Raw genomic sequence first — 14,173 nt, 5'->3', positions numbered from 1 at the left:
GTACCTGCTACCAGACGCAAATGATGACCATCATCGCTGCATTGCTTTAGGAGCAGTTTGACTCGCCATACGGCCTAATGCATCATAAATTGGAGAAAATGCGGGTCTGTCGATATGCTGTCCTGCCCCCTGAACCGCACGTAATTCACCCTGTTTAAATACTAGCTTGCCTGCGCTGATGGTATGGCTAGGAATACCGCGTACGGTGCGACCCTCAAATACGTTGAAGCCACCTTTAGCAAATTGGGTTTTAGCGGAAATCGCACGCGTGCCTTGCGGGTCCCACACCACGACATCGGCATCTGCGCCAACCACAACCGCTCCTTTACGTGGATAGATATTAAAAATTTGTGCGGCGTTAGTGGAAGTCACTTTGACAAATTCTGATGGCGTCAATTTACCGCTGTTGACACCGGCATCCCAGATCACTGCCATACGATCTTCAACGCCGCCGCAACCGTTAGGGATTTTGGTAAAGTCGCTTTTTCCTGCAGCTTTTTGCGTATCGCAAAAGGTGCAATGATCGGTTGCCGTTGTGTGCAGATTGCCTCCTTGCAGGCCTTGCCATAACGCAGCCTGATGCTCTTTTGAACGGAATGGGGGACTCATGACATGACCTGCCGCAAAATCAAAATCAGGATGGCGATATACACTGTCGTCTATCGTCAGATGCCCGGCAAGCACTTCACCAAATACCCTTTGGCCTTTACTTCTGGCGCGGGTAATTGCCTCCAACGATTCTATACAGGAGACATGCACGATATAAACCGGTGTATTGAGTACATTGGCAATTGCAATCGCCCGGTTGGCAGCCTCACCTTCTACCATCGGCGGACGTGATAAAGGATGTGCCTCTGGTCCGGTAATGCCTTTTTTTAATAACTCTTGTTGGAGTAAGAAAACCAGCTCGCCATTTTCTGCATGCACAGTAGGCATAGCTCCCAGCTCCAGCGCACGTGAGAAGCTTTTTACTAAAATTTCATCATCGGCCATGATGGCATTTTTATAGGCCATAAAATGTTTGAAGCTATTCACGCCATAGTCGCGCACCAGTGTGCCCATATCAGCATGTACGGTATCGTCCCACCAGGTTACTGCGACGTGAAAACTATAATCACCGGCTGACTTCTCTGCCCAGCCACGCCAGGTTTTATAGGCATCCATTAAAGGCTGTTTAGAGTCCGGAATAACGAAATCAATAATGGTAGTGGTTCCGCCGGCCAGACCTGCGGCAGTGCCGGTAAAAAAATCGTCTGCGGTCACTGTGCCCATAAAAGGCAGGTTCATATGTGTGTGTGGATCAATCCCACCGGGCATGACATATTGACCGCTGGCGTCAATAATTTCAGCATCCGCAGGAACGGATAAATGCTCACCTACTGCAATGATTTTGCCATCCTGGCACAGAACGTCAGCACGGAATTCACGGTCTGCATTAACGACAGTACCGCCGCGTATTAATATGCTCATATTTGTCTCCTGATTATTTAGTAGGTTGCAGCACACCCACTACCTGATCCGATTTACCCTGCATCATGACTAAATAGACTAAGCCTGATAACACCAGACCGATAAACCAAGCGTAGGTATAAATTGTTTTCAATATGCCCGGAACATCAGGGAAGGATGTGGGAAATGCTGCATTTAAAAATCCGGGAATATTGGGCACAACACCGATGACAAAGGCGACAATCGCTGCCATGTTCCAGCCGTTGCCGTAAGAATATTTACCGTTTTCTTGATAGAGCTGAGCTACATCCAGATTGGTTTTACGAATAAAGTAATAGTCGATTATTAATATACCTGCGATTGGTCCTAACAACGCCGAGTAGCCGATCAACCAGGTAAAAATATAACCTTGGGTTGATTCTAAAATCTTCCATGGCATCATGGCAATCGCGATAAACGCTGTGATGTAGCCACCCGTTTTATAAGAAATCAGTTTAGGGTTGAGTGCTGAAAAATCATATGCGGGACCAACCAGATTGGCGGCTAAATTAACGCTGACAGTATCAATCAACAAAATCAACAGAGCGATCAATACCGCAACACCTGTCATACGACTAGCAAGATCAACCGGATCCCAAATCGCTTTACCGTACAAAACTACTGTGGCAGAAGTCACAATCACCGCCAGCATAGCTAACAATGCCATCGGCACTGGCAAACCCACGCTTTGACCGATAAGCTGATCGCGCTGAGTTTTAGCAAAACGGGTGAAGTCGGGAATATTCAATGCCAGCGTCGCCCAAAACCCTATCATCGCAGTCAGCGAAGGCCAGAACGTAGTCCAGAATTGTCCGGCCTTTTTGCCTCCCTCAATAAATTGCGAAGGTTGATCCAGAATCGGCCCAAAGCCACCCGCTTTGTTATATACCCAACCGAGCAGGACAAAACAAATGACGATCTTCAAAGGCGCGGTATAAGTTTCTAATTTACGAATCGAATCCATACCGTGAAAAATGTACCAGAACTGGATCGCCCAAAACGCTAAAAAGCACGCGAACTGCGCCGCATTAATACCAAGGCCAGCGATCTTATCGCCACCCAGCGGATGACCGAGCAAGACACCTGCCAAGGTGTAAATCATCATGCCACCAAACCAGGTTTGAATCCCGTACCAGCCACATGCCACAATCGCGCGCATCAATGCTGGCAAGCGTGCACCTTTGGTACCGAACGAAGAACGAGCCAGCACCGCATAAGGAATACCGTACTTGGTACCAGCATGTCCGATCAGCAGCATAGGCACCAGCACAATGGCATTAGCAAGAAAAACCGTTACCACCGCTTGCGATGCAGACATACCACCTTCAATCAAACTAGCCGCCAACGTATAGGCGGGTATGCACATGACCATGCCAACCCAGAGTGCGGCAAAGTGATACCAGCGCCAGGTGCGCTGGCTCTCGCTCGTCGGTGCCAAATCTTCGTTCCAGAGTGCGCTGCTTGCGGTGGTCTTGTTCACGTTTACCTCTCCTTCAGTTGGACTTACTTAAAATCTTGAGGATGCCTGTTAATGCAAAAGGATTGCGCCTTTAAAGAGCGCAATCCATATGTTAAGACCTGTGTATTTAAACGCTGTATTAAAAAGCTGTATCTAAGAGCTACATCTAAGAGCTATATTTAAAATCAATAAGTGAGAACAGCTTGATTTATGCCTTGACCAGATTCTCCGCTCTAGGATTGCGCGGGTCCTGCATCCAGTTCATATAGGGTTTGCCTGTCTCTTCCGCGACCATCGTAATGCAATTCTCAACGGGGCAAGTAATCTGACATAAGTTACAGCCAACACACTCGTCTTTGATGACTTCGTATTTACGCTGTCCGTTGTCTGCAATCAGTTGTGAAATGGATTGATGTGAAGTGTCTTCGCAAGCGATATAACAGCGACCGCATTGGATACAACTATCCTGGTCGATCTGAGCAATGCTCTTGAAGTTCATGTTCAGATATTTCCAATCCGTCGTATTGGCAACAGCTTTACCGCGAAAATCTTCTATCGTGGCATAACCTTTTTCATCCATCCAGCGAGACAGGCCATCTTTCATGTCTTCAACAATACGAAAGCCATGCAGCATTGCGGCAGTACAGACTTGTACAGAACCAGCGCCGAGGGCTATAAATTCTGCCGCATCACGCCAGTTACCGATGCCGCCGATACCAGAAATCGGCAAACCCTGAGTAGCAGGATCACGTGCGATTTCTGCGACCATATTGAGTGCAATTGGTTTGACAGCTGATCCACAGTAACCGCCGTGTGTACTTTTACCACCCACAATCGGACGTGCCACCATATTGTCCAGATCAATTGAAGTAATGGAATTGATCGTATTGATCAAAGACACAGCATCGGCACCACCGTTGTGTGCAGCGCGCGCAGGCATGCGGACATCAGTGATATTCGGGGTGAGCTTGACGATAACAGGCAAAGAACAATATTGCTTGCACCAGCGCGTGACCATTTCGACATACTCCGGTACTTGACCGACGGCAGCGCCCATGCCGCGTTCTGGCATGCCATGTGGACAGCCAAAATTGAGTTCAATTGCATCGGCACCAGTCGCCTCGACTAATGGCAAAACTGCTTTCCAGATCGCCTCTTCGCATGGATACATCATGGAAACAATCATTGCGCGATCCGGCCAGTCTTTTTTGACTTGGGTAATTTCACGCAGGTTGATGTCCAGACTACGATCAGTAATCAGTTCAATATTATTGAAGCCAATGACTTCGCGATTTTTACCAAAGTGGGCGGAATAACGTGAGGAGACATTCACTGGCGCCGGATCTTCACCCAAAGTTTTCCAGACGACTCCGCCCCAACCTGCTTCAAAAGCACGGATCACGTTATATGCTTTGTCAGTAGGTGGCGCAGATGCGAGCCAAAATGGGTTGGGAGATTTAATACCGGCGAAATTAATGCTGAGATCGGCCATTATGTAGCCTCTTTTTTAGAAAGTGAGTTGGACAATAAGTCTTGATGAATTGCAGCTGCGGCGAGCTTACCGTGCTGTACCGCCTGCACCGTCAAGTCTTGTCCCGGCGCGACACAATCACCCCCTGCATAGACGCCCGAAACTGAGGTGCGGAAGCGATCGTCCACCTGAACTTTATCGCCTCGCTTTTCTAATTCCACAGCCAGGGCATCATTGATCGATACTGCATCTAATGCTTGTCCAATCGCTTTAAAAATCGCATCGGCAGCGATATCAAAGCTTTCTCCTGTACCGACCAGGCGAGCACCATCCATACGGGTTTTTTCAAACCGCACACCGCGTACGCGACCCGTTTCATCCAATAAGATTTGTTGCGGCTGAGCCCATGTCTTCAAACGCACTTGATGTGCCTTGGCGATATCTTGCTCATGTCCGGTAGCGGACATGGACTCCGCACCGCGTCGATAAACTACGGTCACGTCATCGGCACCTAGCCGCGCCATCTGCACCGCCATATCAATTGCGGTATTACCTGCTCCAATCACCAGGCAACGGGAGGCCAGTGGCAATTTACTCAAATCATCGACTTGACGGAGTTCAGCGATATAGTCCACTGCGGAGAGTAAGCCTGCGGCATCTTCGCCTGTCAAACCAAGCTCTCGGCTTGCACCAAGTCCTAGCGCTAAAAATACAGCATCATATTGTTGGCGTAAATCAGAGAGCTTTAAATTACCGCCCAGAGTTTGTCCGTATTGAATCGTGATACCGCCGATTTCCAATAAAAATTCGACTTCGCGCTGAGCAAAATCCTCTGGCAACTTGTATTTAGCAATACCGTATTCGTTCAAACCACCGGCCTTGGCACGTGACTCGAACACCACAACATCGTTACCCAACATTGCTAGTCTGTGCGCACAGGACAGACCCGCCGGTCCGGCGCCCACGACAGCAACCGTGCGTCCCGTTGCGGTTGCACGTTCAAAAGGATGTTCGCCAAACTGCATGTTGTCGATGGCATGACGTTGTAAAAGACCAATTTTGACTGGCTGCCCTTCCGCATCATGATTACGCACACAGGATTGCTCGCACAAAATCTCGGTAGGGCAAACACGCGAACAGCTACCACCAAAGATATTCTCTTGCAAAATAGTTTTTGCCGCGCCATTGATATTTTCATTAGCAATATTGCGGATAAAGCTAGCGACATCAATGTCTGACGGGCAGATACGCGTACAAGGGGCGTCATAACAATACAAGCAACGCTGGCTTTCTATCAGTGCCTGGCGCGCTGTTAGTGCTGGCACCAGATCGGTGAACCGGCCTGCTAACTCTTCTTTGCTCGCACTTGGATGTCCAAGATGTTCTAGCTTAGTCAACCTGCTTAAGACTTCAATCATGATTGCATTCCTAATTGTTTGTACCTAGGCTTTCACTTAGGTCTGTACTCGGTGTTTTCACACGCCATTTTTACTGCAAAAGAGCAGATCGTCGCATCCATCAACCCGCTCCTCATACTCTTTGGTAACGACGAACAAGGAACGTTACCCATCGCAGCAAAACTCTAGAATCAAGCAACTACATACAAGGCAGTGTTATGGTCCAGTTTTGCCAATGATGTTTTTTACAGTGTTAGACAAAGTGCAAGTAAGGTACATACAAAATCTGTTCACGTATCCCGATTTATATCAGATTACTAGCAAACCTCGTGCCAATATTTACCACTTGGTAAAAACAAATACTCTATCGTTTTTCCTCATTCTTACTAGTTTTTTGCTGGTTTTTTGCTTTATTTTGATACATAAACGTTTTTTCTTGCACCAACTGAGCACACTTCTTTTGCACTATTGCTGCACCGCTCATCTATGAACCCCTTGCTGCTTACCAGCTACTTGTCTGCTACTGAACTTCCAGTTACCTAAGATATTGCTGCGCCGCAGGATGATCACTTCATTTGCGGAAATGCAAATTCGGCACCGGCAGTCGCAATACCTTTGTTTGCATCCGGCCAGCGCTGCATAACGGCTTTAGAGCGTGTATAAAAACGCACACCTTCTGGGCCATACACATGATGATCGCCAAAAAGACTGCGCTTCCAACCGCCAAAACTGTGAAAAGCCATCGGTACCGGCAAAGGGACATTCACGCCAACCATACCTACTTGAATTTGACGCACAAACTCGCGCGCCACGCCACCATCACGCGTAAAAATGGCGACACCGTTGCCATACTCATGCCGATTAATCAGATCGATGGCACTGGCTATATCTGGCAACCGCAAAACGCATAAAACCGGCCCAAAAATTTCTTCCTGATAGATAGTCATCGTGGAAGTCACATGATCAAACAGCGTGCCGCCGACGAAAAAGCCATTTTCACGCCCGCTGACTTGGTAACCACGGCCATCCACCACTAGCGTGGCACCCTCCTCCACACCTTGTCCGATCAGTTTTTCTATCCGCTGCTTGGCGGCAAGACTGACGACCGGCCCCATTTCCGCCCCCTCTGCCATACCGTCGTTAATCTTTAAGGCTCGAGTGCGCTCGGCTAGGGCAGCGACCAACTGGTCGGCAGCATTACCAACCGCAACCGCGACAGAAATCGCCATGCAGCGCTCGCCCGCGGAGCCATAGGCGGCACCGATTAGAGCATCGACTGCCATGTCTATATCTGCATCAGGCATGACGACCATATGATTTTTTGCGCCTCCCAACGCCTGTACGCGTTTGCCTTCAGCGCTACCCCGCGTATAAATATATTCCGCAATAAGAGTCGATCCAACGAAGCTAATCGCTTGCACTTGCGGGTGATCCAGCAAAGCATCTACCGCCAGCTTGTCGCCTTGTACAACATTGAATACGCCATCGGGCAAACCGGCTTGTTTCAATAGTTCTGCCTGCAAAATGGATGCAGAAGGATCGCGCTCAGAGGGTTTTAGAACAAATGTATTTCCGCAGGCTAGCGCGATAGGAAACATCCACATAGGCACCATGGCCGGAAAATTAAACGGCGTAATTCCAGCTACAACACCCAATGGTTGACGGAATGAACAAGCATCGATCCCACGTGCAATCTGATCGCTGAATTCCCCCTTCAACATATGTGGAATGCCGCAGGCAAATTCGACCACTTCAATACCGCGAGCCACCTCGCCCTGCGCGTCAGCAAAGGTTTTGCCATGCTCACGAGTGAGTATCCCGGCAAAGCGGTCTGCATTTTCTTGCATCAAGTGTAAAAAACGGAACAAGACGCGGGCACGGGTCAGCGGTGGTGTATTTGCCCATGCGGGAAAAGCCTTCGCTGCTGCGGCAACGGCTTTATCCACATCGGCGGAAGATGCCATCGCCACGCGCGCGATGGGTAATCCCAAAGCCGGGTTGTACACATCGGCATAACGACCGCTATCAGTATCCACACGTGCACCTGCGATGAAATGGGGAATGGTTTCAATACTTAATTCAGGATTCAATTCAGGACGCAATTCAGGACTCAATAATGGGTTCACAATCAGACACTCGCTTCATTAATCTAAGGTTTTTAAAATAGCGGCAAGCTTGCCAAACAACTCATCGATATGGGATTTCTCTAATACTAGTGGTGGTGATAAAGCGATAATGTCACCGGTGGTGCGGATCAAAATGCCATCGGCAAATGCCCGCTTAAAAGCATTAAAAGCACGTGCGCCGGGCTTGCCAGGGATAGACGCTAGCTCAATGCCAGCAATCAAACCCAGATTGCGCAGGTCAATCACATGCGGCAAACCTTTGAGGGAATGCACTGCATCAGCCCAGTAGTCAGTCAGGCTGCTGGCATGCTCCAGCACTTTTTGCTCTTCAAAAATATCTAGTGTTGCTAGTGCGGCAGCACATGCCAGAGGATGGCCAGAATAGGTATAGCCATGGAATAGCTCGATGCCATCCGGCCCTTGCATCATAGTGTCGTAGATATATTTTTTAGAAAATACCGCCCCCATCGGTACGACGCCATTGGTTAATCCCTTGGCGACTGTCAGCAGATCTGGTTCGACATCAAAATAATCAAATGCAAACGGCGTCGTCAGACGACCAAAGCCGGTAATCACTTCATCAAAAATCAGTAAAATGCCGTGCTTGGTACAGAGTTCGCGCAAGCGTTTGAGATAGCCTTTGGGTGGAACCAAGACACCTGTCGAACCGGCAAGCGGCTCAACAATCACAGCGGCAATAGTGGAGGCATCATGCAAAGCGACAATGCGCTCCAACTCATCTGCCAAGTGCGCACCATATTCAGGTTCACCGCGAGTGAAGGCATTTTTTTCCAGATTGTGGGTGTGTGGTAAGTGATCTACCCCAGGCAACAGGCTGCCGAAAGTTTTGCGGTTATTCGCAATGCCGCCCACCGACATACCGCCAAATCCGACCCCGTGATAACCACGCTCACGTCCGATCAAGCGGGTGCGGGTGCTATCGCCACGAGCCCGGTGATAAGCCAGTGCCATCTTCAAGGCACTGTCCACTGCCTCGGAACCGGAATTGGTATAAAACACCTGCCCAAAGCGATGATTGGTATAAGTCATCAAGCGCTCTGCCAGCTCAAATGCGGAGGGATGCCCCATCTGGAAGGTCGGTGCAAAATCGAGTTGAGCGACCATATTTTGTACCGCTTTGACCAGTTTAGGCTGTGCATGTCCCAACGGTACGCACCACAAACCCGCCGTACCATCTAGTATCGTATTGCCATCGACATCACGGTAGTGCATGCCTTTAGCTGACACCATCAACCTAGGATTACTTTTAAAATCGCGGTTGGCTGTGAACGGCATCCAAAATGGATGCATATCATTAGGGCGGGATTCATACATAAGACACTCCTGAATTTGGAAAAACTATTTACCATGTGGTAAAACTATGGTGCAATAGTAGGCGGCAGGATGAGAATCCCGACAGATACAGCTTGCTCAAAAATCAGCAACCGTACAGGTTGACGTAGCACTACAGTTAAGTTCAGATATCACGACGTATTGCAGTGCGATGGTAACTGATTAGACCAAAATGGAGGCGAAAGATGGAAAATGCAGGATCGGCAAAGTCAGACAACCTGTCTACGCCATGTACCATCCGCAGTAGTGCATCAGCCTGGCCCATCCTGACTCTGGACCGGACCAGGCGCGGCAATTTGGTGGATCAAATTGTGGAGTCGATTACGCAGTTGGTGAACAGCGGCGAGCTGCGTGTTGGGACCAAAATGCCTTCTGTCCGGCAATTTGCTAAATCCAATAGCATCAGCACTTTTACGGTTGTGGAATCCTATGATCGTTTGCTGACAACGGGCCTATTGTCGTCGCGTCGCGGTTCTGGTTATTTTGTAGCGCGCAGTGAAATCCCTGCAGCACGGTCAATCTTGCCAGCACCACTGCTACTGAATATTGACGCGCTCAGTCCCGATTTATATACCGGTGTGTCGGATGCCCTACCTGCCGGTTCTGGCTGGCTGCCGCCAGAATGGTATGGCGAATCGACGATTCTGGACGCAATTCGTCACGCGATGCGTATTCCTGCTTCGCGCTTACGTGGCTATGGCAATCCTCTAGGATTTCCCAGCCTGCGACAACATCTGGCAAGCACCCTGGCGGATGAACTATTCGCCGTCGAGCCCGATCAGATTGTGCTGACGCATGGTGCGACCCATGGTTTTGATCTGATCTTGCGCACCCTGACCAAACCGGGTGACTGCGTCTTTGTTGAAGATCCCGGCTATAGCAATTTATTGTCACTGATACGTCATCATGGATGCATCCCCGTTGGTGTTCCGCGTGGCGAACACGGTTTGGATTTTGATGTACTGCAAGAGAAAGCGACCCGCCATCAGCCCAAACTGATGTTCGTCAATACCGTGCTACAAAATCCCCTCGGGACTTCTCTCAGTCATGCGCAGGCGCATCGTCTGCTGGGACTGGCAGAGCGTTTTGATTTTTGGGTGGTGGAAGATGATATATACCGCGACCTAAGTGCGCGCAGCGATCCTTCTCTGGCAGCGATGGATGGCTTACGGCGGGTTATCCGCGTTGGTAGTTTTTCTAAAACACTGTCACCGACCTTGCGGGTTGGCTCGATTGCAGCCTCGGCATCACTCATTTCTGAATTGGTCCGCGTCAAGATGTTGACGGGTTTGACCACATCAGAGATCAATGAGCGCGCTGTGCTGCACGCCATCACTGCGCGTCCCTACCGGCGCATGCTGGAAAAGCTGATCAGCCAACTGGATACCGCACGCGAAAGCAGCATTAGCAACTTACAAAAAGCCGGCATGACGGTGTTGGCTAAACCTCGCGGCGGGATGTTTATTAGTGCCGGCTGGGAGACGACACCCACACTCAGCTTCAATGGCAAACTGATTGCCGATCAGGCACTCAAAGCGGGAATCCTGTTGTCGCCCGGTGAATTTTTTACGCTAGATGCGTGCAATACGATCTGGTTTCGCTTCAACGTGGCTTATACCCAATCCGAACAACTCAGTACTTTTCTAACTAATTGCCATGACACTCTTGGACACTGAAAAATCTATCGCCGGAAAATCCAAAACCGCCACGACTAAAGTCAACCGGCGCCTGATCAACCGGGACAAATTAGAAACAGAAATCCTGGAACAGGCCGTACGGCTATTCGCTGAGTGCGGCTACGAAGGCACCTCAATTGCGACCATTGCCGAACAAGTTGGCCTCTCCAAACAAAATCTGCTGTACTACTTTCCAAGCAAGCCTGTGTTGTATCAGCGGGTACTGGATGATGTTTTGAATGTATGGTTAGAGCGCATGAATAGCCTGGCCCATGATAGCCGCGAGCCAGAAGAATTGCTGCGTAGTTACATCGTCGCCAAGCTGCAATTTTCACGCGAGCAGCCCTGGGGTTCGCGCGTGTATGCCATGGAAGTGATAGGCGGAGCAAAAATATACGGCGCAGATATCCGTAAAAAAGTCGTGCCGCTGCTGCGTAAAGACATAGAGATTTTTGAGAAGTGGATAGCGCAAGGCAAAATTGCCGCGGTCAATCCTACCCATTTACTCTTCGCCATCTGGGCCATGACGCAATCCTATGCAGACTTTGCGACTCAAATGAACCTGGTCATGAATCGCAAGCAGCTCAGTCGCAAGGATTTTGATGATGCAGAAAAACTGATCGTTGATATGGTGCTGGCGGGGTTGGCGATTACTCCCGCGACCAAATAATTCCAGAAAGTTGGAGAAGGTGTTATCGATGCTCGTCACATAACCTGGTCTTTGCTGTCCGATTTTGCATGGCAATTCTTAGCTGAAATCAACGAGTACAAAGTGCAGATAACTTATGGCGCATAAATATACTCCCTTACTGTATATATTAGTTGTCCAGAGAATGATTGGACAATACGGCATTTTCTAATATTTTTATGGGGAGTATATTTTAATCATCCTTGCAAGACTAAGTTAAATCAAATTAGCTCAGGTAAAAAATCAAGCTGCTTGCCATCATTTGCGTACCAGATCCAGTAACACATGCCGAACGACATCGGCAATATTGGCGTAGTGATGAGATCAAATTTCCACTCTTCCACTAACACATCTGCAATGCACTTATTGTTGATTATAAGACTAACGCAAAACCGCCCGAGCTGCGTTGTAGCTCCTAGCTGTATAAAATTACTATCGTCGTCGCTAAGCCTTGCTGGGACAATTCTGCCTAAGTCCTAGATTAAAATAAAATTGCCATTTTTTTAAAAGTACCCTTTTCTGTAATTCATGCGTCATAATTCATATAGAGAAAGGATCTAATTTTATGGCAACAATGAAGCAGGTCGCAGAGAAAGCCAGAGTCTCCACCACTACGGTTTCTCACGTCATCAACAACACCCGGGTCGTCAGTGAAGATGCGCGCGAACGCGTGCTTTCGGTAATCCAGGAGCTACGTTATATTCCCAGTGCTGTGGCACGCAGTCTTAAGAACGATAAGACGCAAACCCTGGGAATGATGATCCCCAACAATTCCAATCCCTACTTCGCCGAGGTCATCCAAGGCATAGAGGACGAGTCTTTTCGCCTGGGCTACAACATCATCCTGTGCAACTCTTACGATGATCCGAAAAAGCAAGCCGCCTACACCCGCGTGCTGATGGAAAAACGAATAGACGGATTGATTCTGGTCTCTTCAGGCATTGACCTGGAACTGACGCAATTACTCGCAGATGAAGCCATCCCCAAAGTATTAGTCGATAGAGAAGTACCCGGTGTTGCCGCAGACTTTATTGAAGCAGATCATGAGCAAGGCGGTTATCTGGCAACGAAATATTTGCTCGATCTGGGCCATCGCCGCATTGCCTGCGTGTCTGGCCCTAAGACTTTGTTGCCAAGTGGTGATCGGGTATCGGGCTATCTGCGCGCCTTGAAAGAGGCGGGAGTTGATTACAACAGCGATTACCTTGCGCATAGTGACTTCACCAGCCAGGGCGGCTTTAGCGCGTTTCAGCAATTGCTGGCGCTGCCTAATCGTCCCACCGCGATTTTTGCCAGTAATGATTTAATGGCGATTGGCGGCTTATGTGCGGCGCAGCAAGCTGGAATGCGTATTCCCGATGAATTATCGGTGGTTGGTTATGATGATATTGCGCTGGCCTCGTTTAGCACACCGCCATTGACCACCATCGCGCAGCCCAAATATGAAATCGGTGTTTTGACAGCACGGGTGTTAGTCAACCGGATTCTGAATGCAGAGTTACCATTCCGAAGAGAAATGCTGCAAACAGAACTAATCATGCGCCAGTCAACCGGACAAGCGCCGGCTTGAGTTGCAAATATCTTTGGATTAAAGCAATAAGATTCTTGGCAATAATTCGCTCAATAATCGATTCAGCACCTGCAACAAGATCAGCGCAACCATGGGTGAAAAATCAATGCCTCCCAAAGGGGGCAATAATTTTCGTAGGGGCGATAATATCGGTGTATTCAGCGCTCGAATAAACGGTGCAAACGGTGCGTTGGGATTGACCCAGCTAAAGACCGCTTCCAGCACCAGTAAGGCCATCAAACCATACAATATCCATTGCAGCATTCTGAACAAGGCCAGCAAACCCAGTGCTGGCAAAGAGAGCTGAAACGCTGGCAGAACATCGATTAATACCGATACCAAGGCGACTAAAAAAGTCGCAATCACGCTAGCCCAGTCGTAACCTGCAAACCCTGGGATCACGCGGCGAATCGGATGCACCAGCCAATCTGTCAGTTGAAAAATGGATTGTGCCAACCCCATAGGCGGCCTGACTCGCTGTGCCTGCATCCAGAACCGCAGTAATAGAAAACCTGCGAACAAACCAGCAATCGTATCAACGACAAAACTTACTATTCCATACAACACTGTTCTAACCCCTAAAAAAAACCCACTGGGTGGATATCACGCAGTGGGTATTGTGCCTGAAATTCAGGCGTACAAGCGATCCGATTACGCTGGACGTGTGCCTGTAGGGAATGGCCATGCTGCTGTCGGGCTTACGACCGTTTTAGCATCTGGCGTTGCTGGCTTAGCTGCTGCTTTCGCTGCTGGCTTGGCCGCTGCTTTTTTTACTGCAGGCTTAGCTACAACTTTAGCAGCTGGCTTGGCCGCAACTTTTGCCGCTGGCTTCGCTGCTGCTTTTGCTGCTGGCTTTGCTACCGCTTTTTTAGCGACTGGCTTCGCTGCTGCTTTCGCTGCTGGCTTTGCTACCGCTTTTTTAGCGACTGGCTTCGCTGCTGCTTT

General features: G+C 49.1%; 10 protein-coding genes and 1 pseudogene. 3 read left to right on the top strand and 8 right to left on the bottom strand.

Annotated elements, in window-relative coordinates; translation table 11 throughout:
- Positions 1-30: 30 nt before the first annotated feature.
- The 6 genes from hydA to QN395_RS13190 all read right to left on the bottom strand — a co-directional run bounded on the left by hydA (position 31) and on the right by QN395_RS13190 (position 9,276).
- Positions 31-1,470 (bottom strand): dihydropyrimidinase, encoded by a 1,440-nt coding sequence (gene hydA / locus QN395_RS13215; RefSeq protein WP_322121468.1) that lies wholly within the window; start codon positions 1,468-1,470, stop codon positions 31-33.
- Positions 1,471-1,483: 13 nt separating this feature from the next.
- Positions 1,484-2,968 carry an NCS1 family nucleobase:cation symporter-1 gene (locus QN395_RS13210; protein ID WP_322121467.1) on the bottom strand — a complete coding sequence of 495 codons (1,485 nt, stop codon included), beginning with the start codon at positions 2,966-2,968 and terminating at the stop codon, positions 1,484-1,486.
- A gap of 187 nt (positions 2,969-3,155) precedes the next feature.
- Positions 3,156-4,439 carry an NAD-dependent dihydropyrimidine dehydrogenase subunit PreA gene (preA, locus tag QN395_RS13205; protein ID WP_322121466.1) on the bottom strand — a complete coding sequence of 428 codons (1,284 nt, stop codon included), beginning with the start codon at positions 4,437-4,439 and terminating at the stop codon, positions 3,156-3,158.
- Complete coding sequence (locus tag QN395_RS13200) at positions 4,439-5,836, bottom strand: NAD(P)-dependent oxidoreductase (protein ID WP_322121465.1); 1,398 nt, start codon at positions 5,834-5,836, stop codon at positions 4,439-4,441. The genes preA and QN395_RS13200 overlap by 1 nt, the downstream gene beginning before the upstream one ends.
- Before the next feature lie 545 nt (positions 5,837-6,381).
- Positions 6,382-7,887, bottom strand: coding sequence for a CoA-acylating methylmalonate-semialdehyde dehydrogenase (locus tag QN395_RS13195; RefSeq protein ID WP_322121704.1), 1,506 nt, complete (start codon positions 7,885-7,887; stop codon positions 6,382-6,384).
- Positions 7,888-7,959: 72 nt separating this feature from the next.
- The gene (locus QN395_RS13190) at positions 7,960-9,276 is read right to left on the bottom strand and encodes an aspartate aminotransferase family protein (RefSeq protein WP_322121464.1); all 1,317 of its coding nucleotides are present in this window, start codon (positions 9,274-9,276) and stop codon (positions 7,960-7,962) included.
- Positions 9,277-9,479: 203 nt separating this feature from the next.
- On the opposite strand from QN395_RS13190, the gene QN395_RS13185 reads away from it, so the two are divergent.
- From QN395_RS13185 to QN395_RS13175, 3 genes are all read left to right on the top strand, one after another.
- Entirely contained in the window at positions 9,480-10,970 is a 1,491-nt protein-coding gene (locus QN395_RS13185) for a PLP-dependent aminotransferase family protein (protein WP_322121463.1), read from the top strand.
- Positions 10,951-11,640, top strand: a complete 690-nt coding sequence (locus QN395_RS13180; protein WP_322121462.1) for a TetR/AcrR family transcriptional regulator — start codon at positions 10,951-10,953, stop codon at positions 11,638-11,640. The genes QN395_RS13185 and QN395_RS13180 overlap by 20 nt, the downstream gene beginning before the upstream one ends.
- Before the next feature lie 583 nt (positions 11,641-12,223).
- Entirely contained in the window at positions 12,224-13,228 is a 1,005-nt protein-coding gene (locus tag QN395_RS13175) for a LacI family DNA-binding transcriptional regulator (protein WP_322121461.1), read from the top strand.
- 18 nt (positions 13,229-13,246) lie between these two features.
- Here QN395_RS13175 and QN395_RS13170 read toward each other — a convergent pair whose 3' ends face one another.
- Together QN395_RS13170 and QN395_RS13165 are read right to left on the bottom strand one after the other, a co-directional pair.
- A complete protein-coding gene (locus QN395_RS13170) occupies positions 13,247-13,795 on the bottom strand; it encodes a YggT family protein (RefSeq protein WP_323491836.1) in 549 nt (182 codons plus the stop codon).
- Positions 13,796-13,879: 84 nt separating this feature from the next.
- Positions 13,880-14,173, bottom strand: a pseudogene (locus QN395_RS13165) (histone); the annotation flags it as partial.

It is taken from the genome of Undibacterium sp. RTI2.2, assembly GCF_035018705.1.
GTDB lineage: Bacteria > Pseudomonadota > Gammaproteobacteria > Burkholderiales > Burkholderiaceae_D > Undibacterium.
This window is presented reverse-complemented; position numbering and strand designations above follow the sequence as displayed.

Bases quoted from the DNA above. Each gene is read 5' to 3' on its own strand.
- hydA (WP_322121468.1), bottom strand. From the start codon at position 1,470: ATGAGCATATTAATACGCGGCGGTACTGTCGTTAATGCAGACCGTGAA.
- preA (WP_322121466.1), bottom strand. From the start codon at position 4,439: ATGGCCGATCTCAGCATTAATTTCGCCGGTATTAAATCTCCCAACCCA.
- QN395_RS13200 (WP_322121465.1), bottom strand. From the start codon at position 5,836: ATGATTGAAGTCTTAAGCAGGTTGACTAAGCTAGAACATCTTGGACAT.
- QN395_RS13190 (WP_322121464.1), bottom strand. From the start codon at position 9,276: ATGTATGAATCCCGCCCTAATGATATGCATCCATTTTGGATGCCGTTC.
- QN395_RS13185 (WP_322121463.1), top strand. From the start codon at position 9,480: ATGGAAAATGCAGGATCGGCAAAGTCAGACAACCTGTCTACGCCATGT.
- QN395_RS13180 (WP_322121462.1), top strand. From the start codon at position 10,951: ATGACACTCTTGGACACTGAAAAATCTATCGCCGGAAAATCCAAAACC.
- QN395_RS13175 (WP_322121461.1), top strand. From the start codon at position 12,224: ATGGCAACAATGAAGCAGGTCGCAGAGAAAGCCAGAGTCTCCACCACT.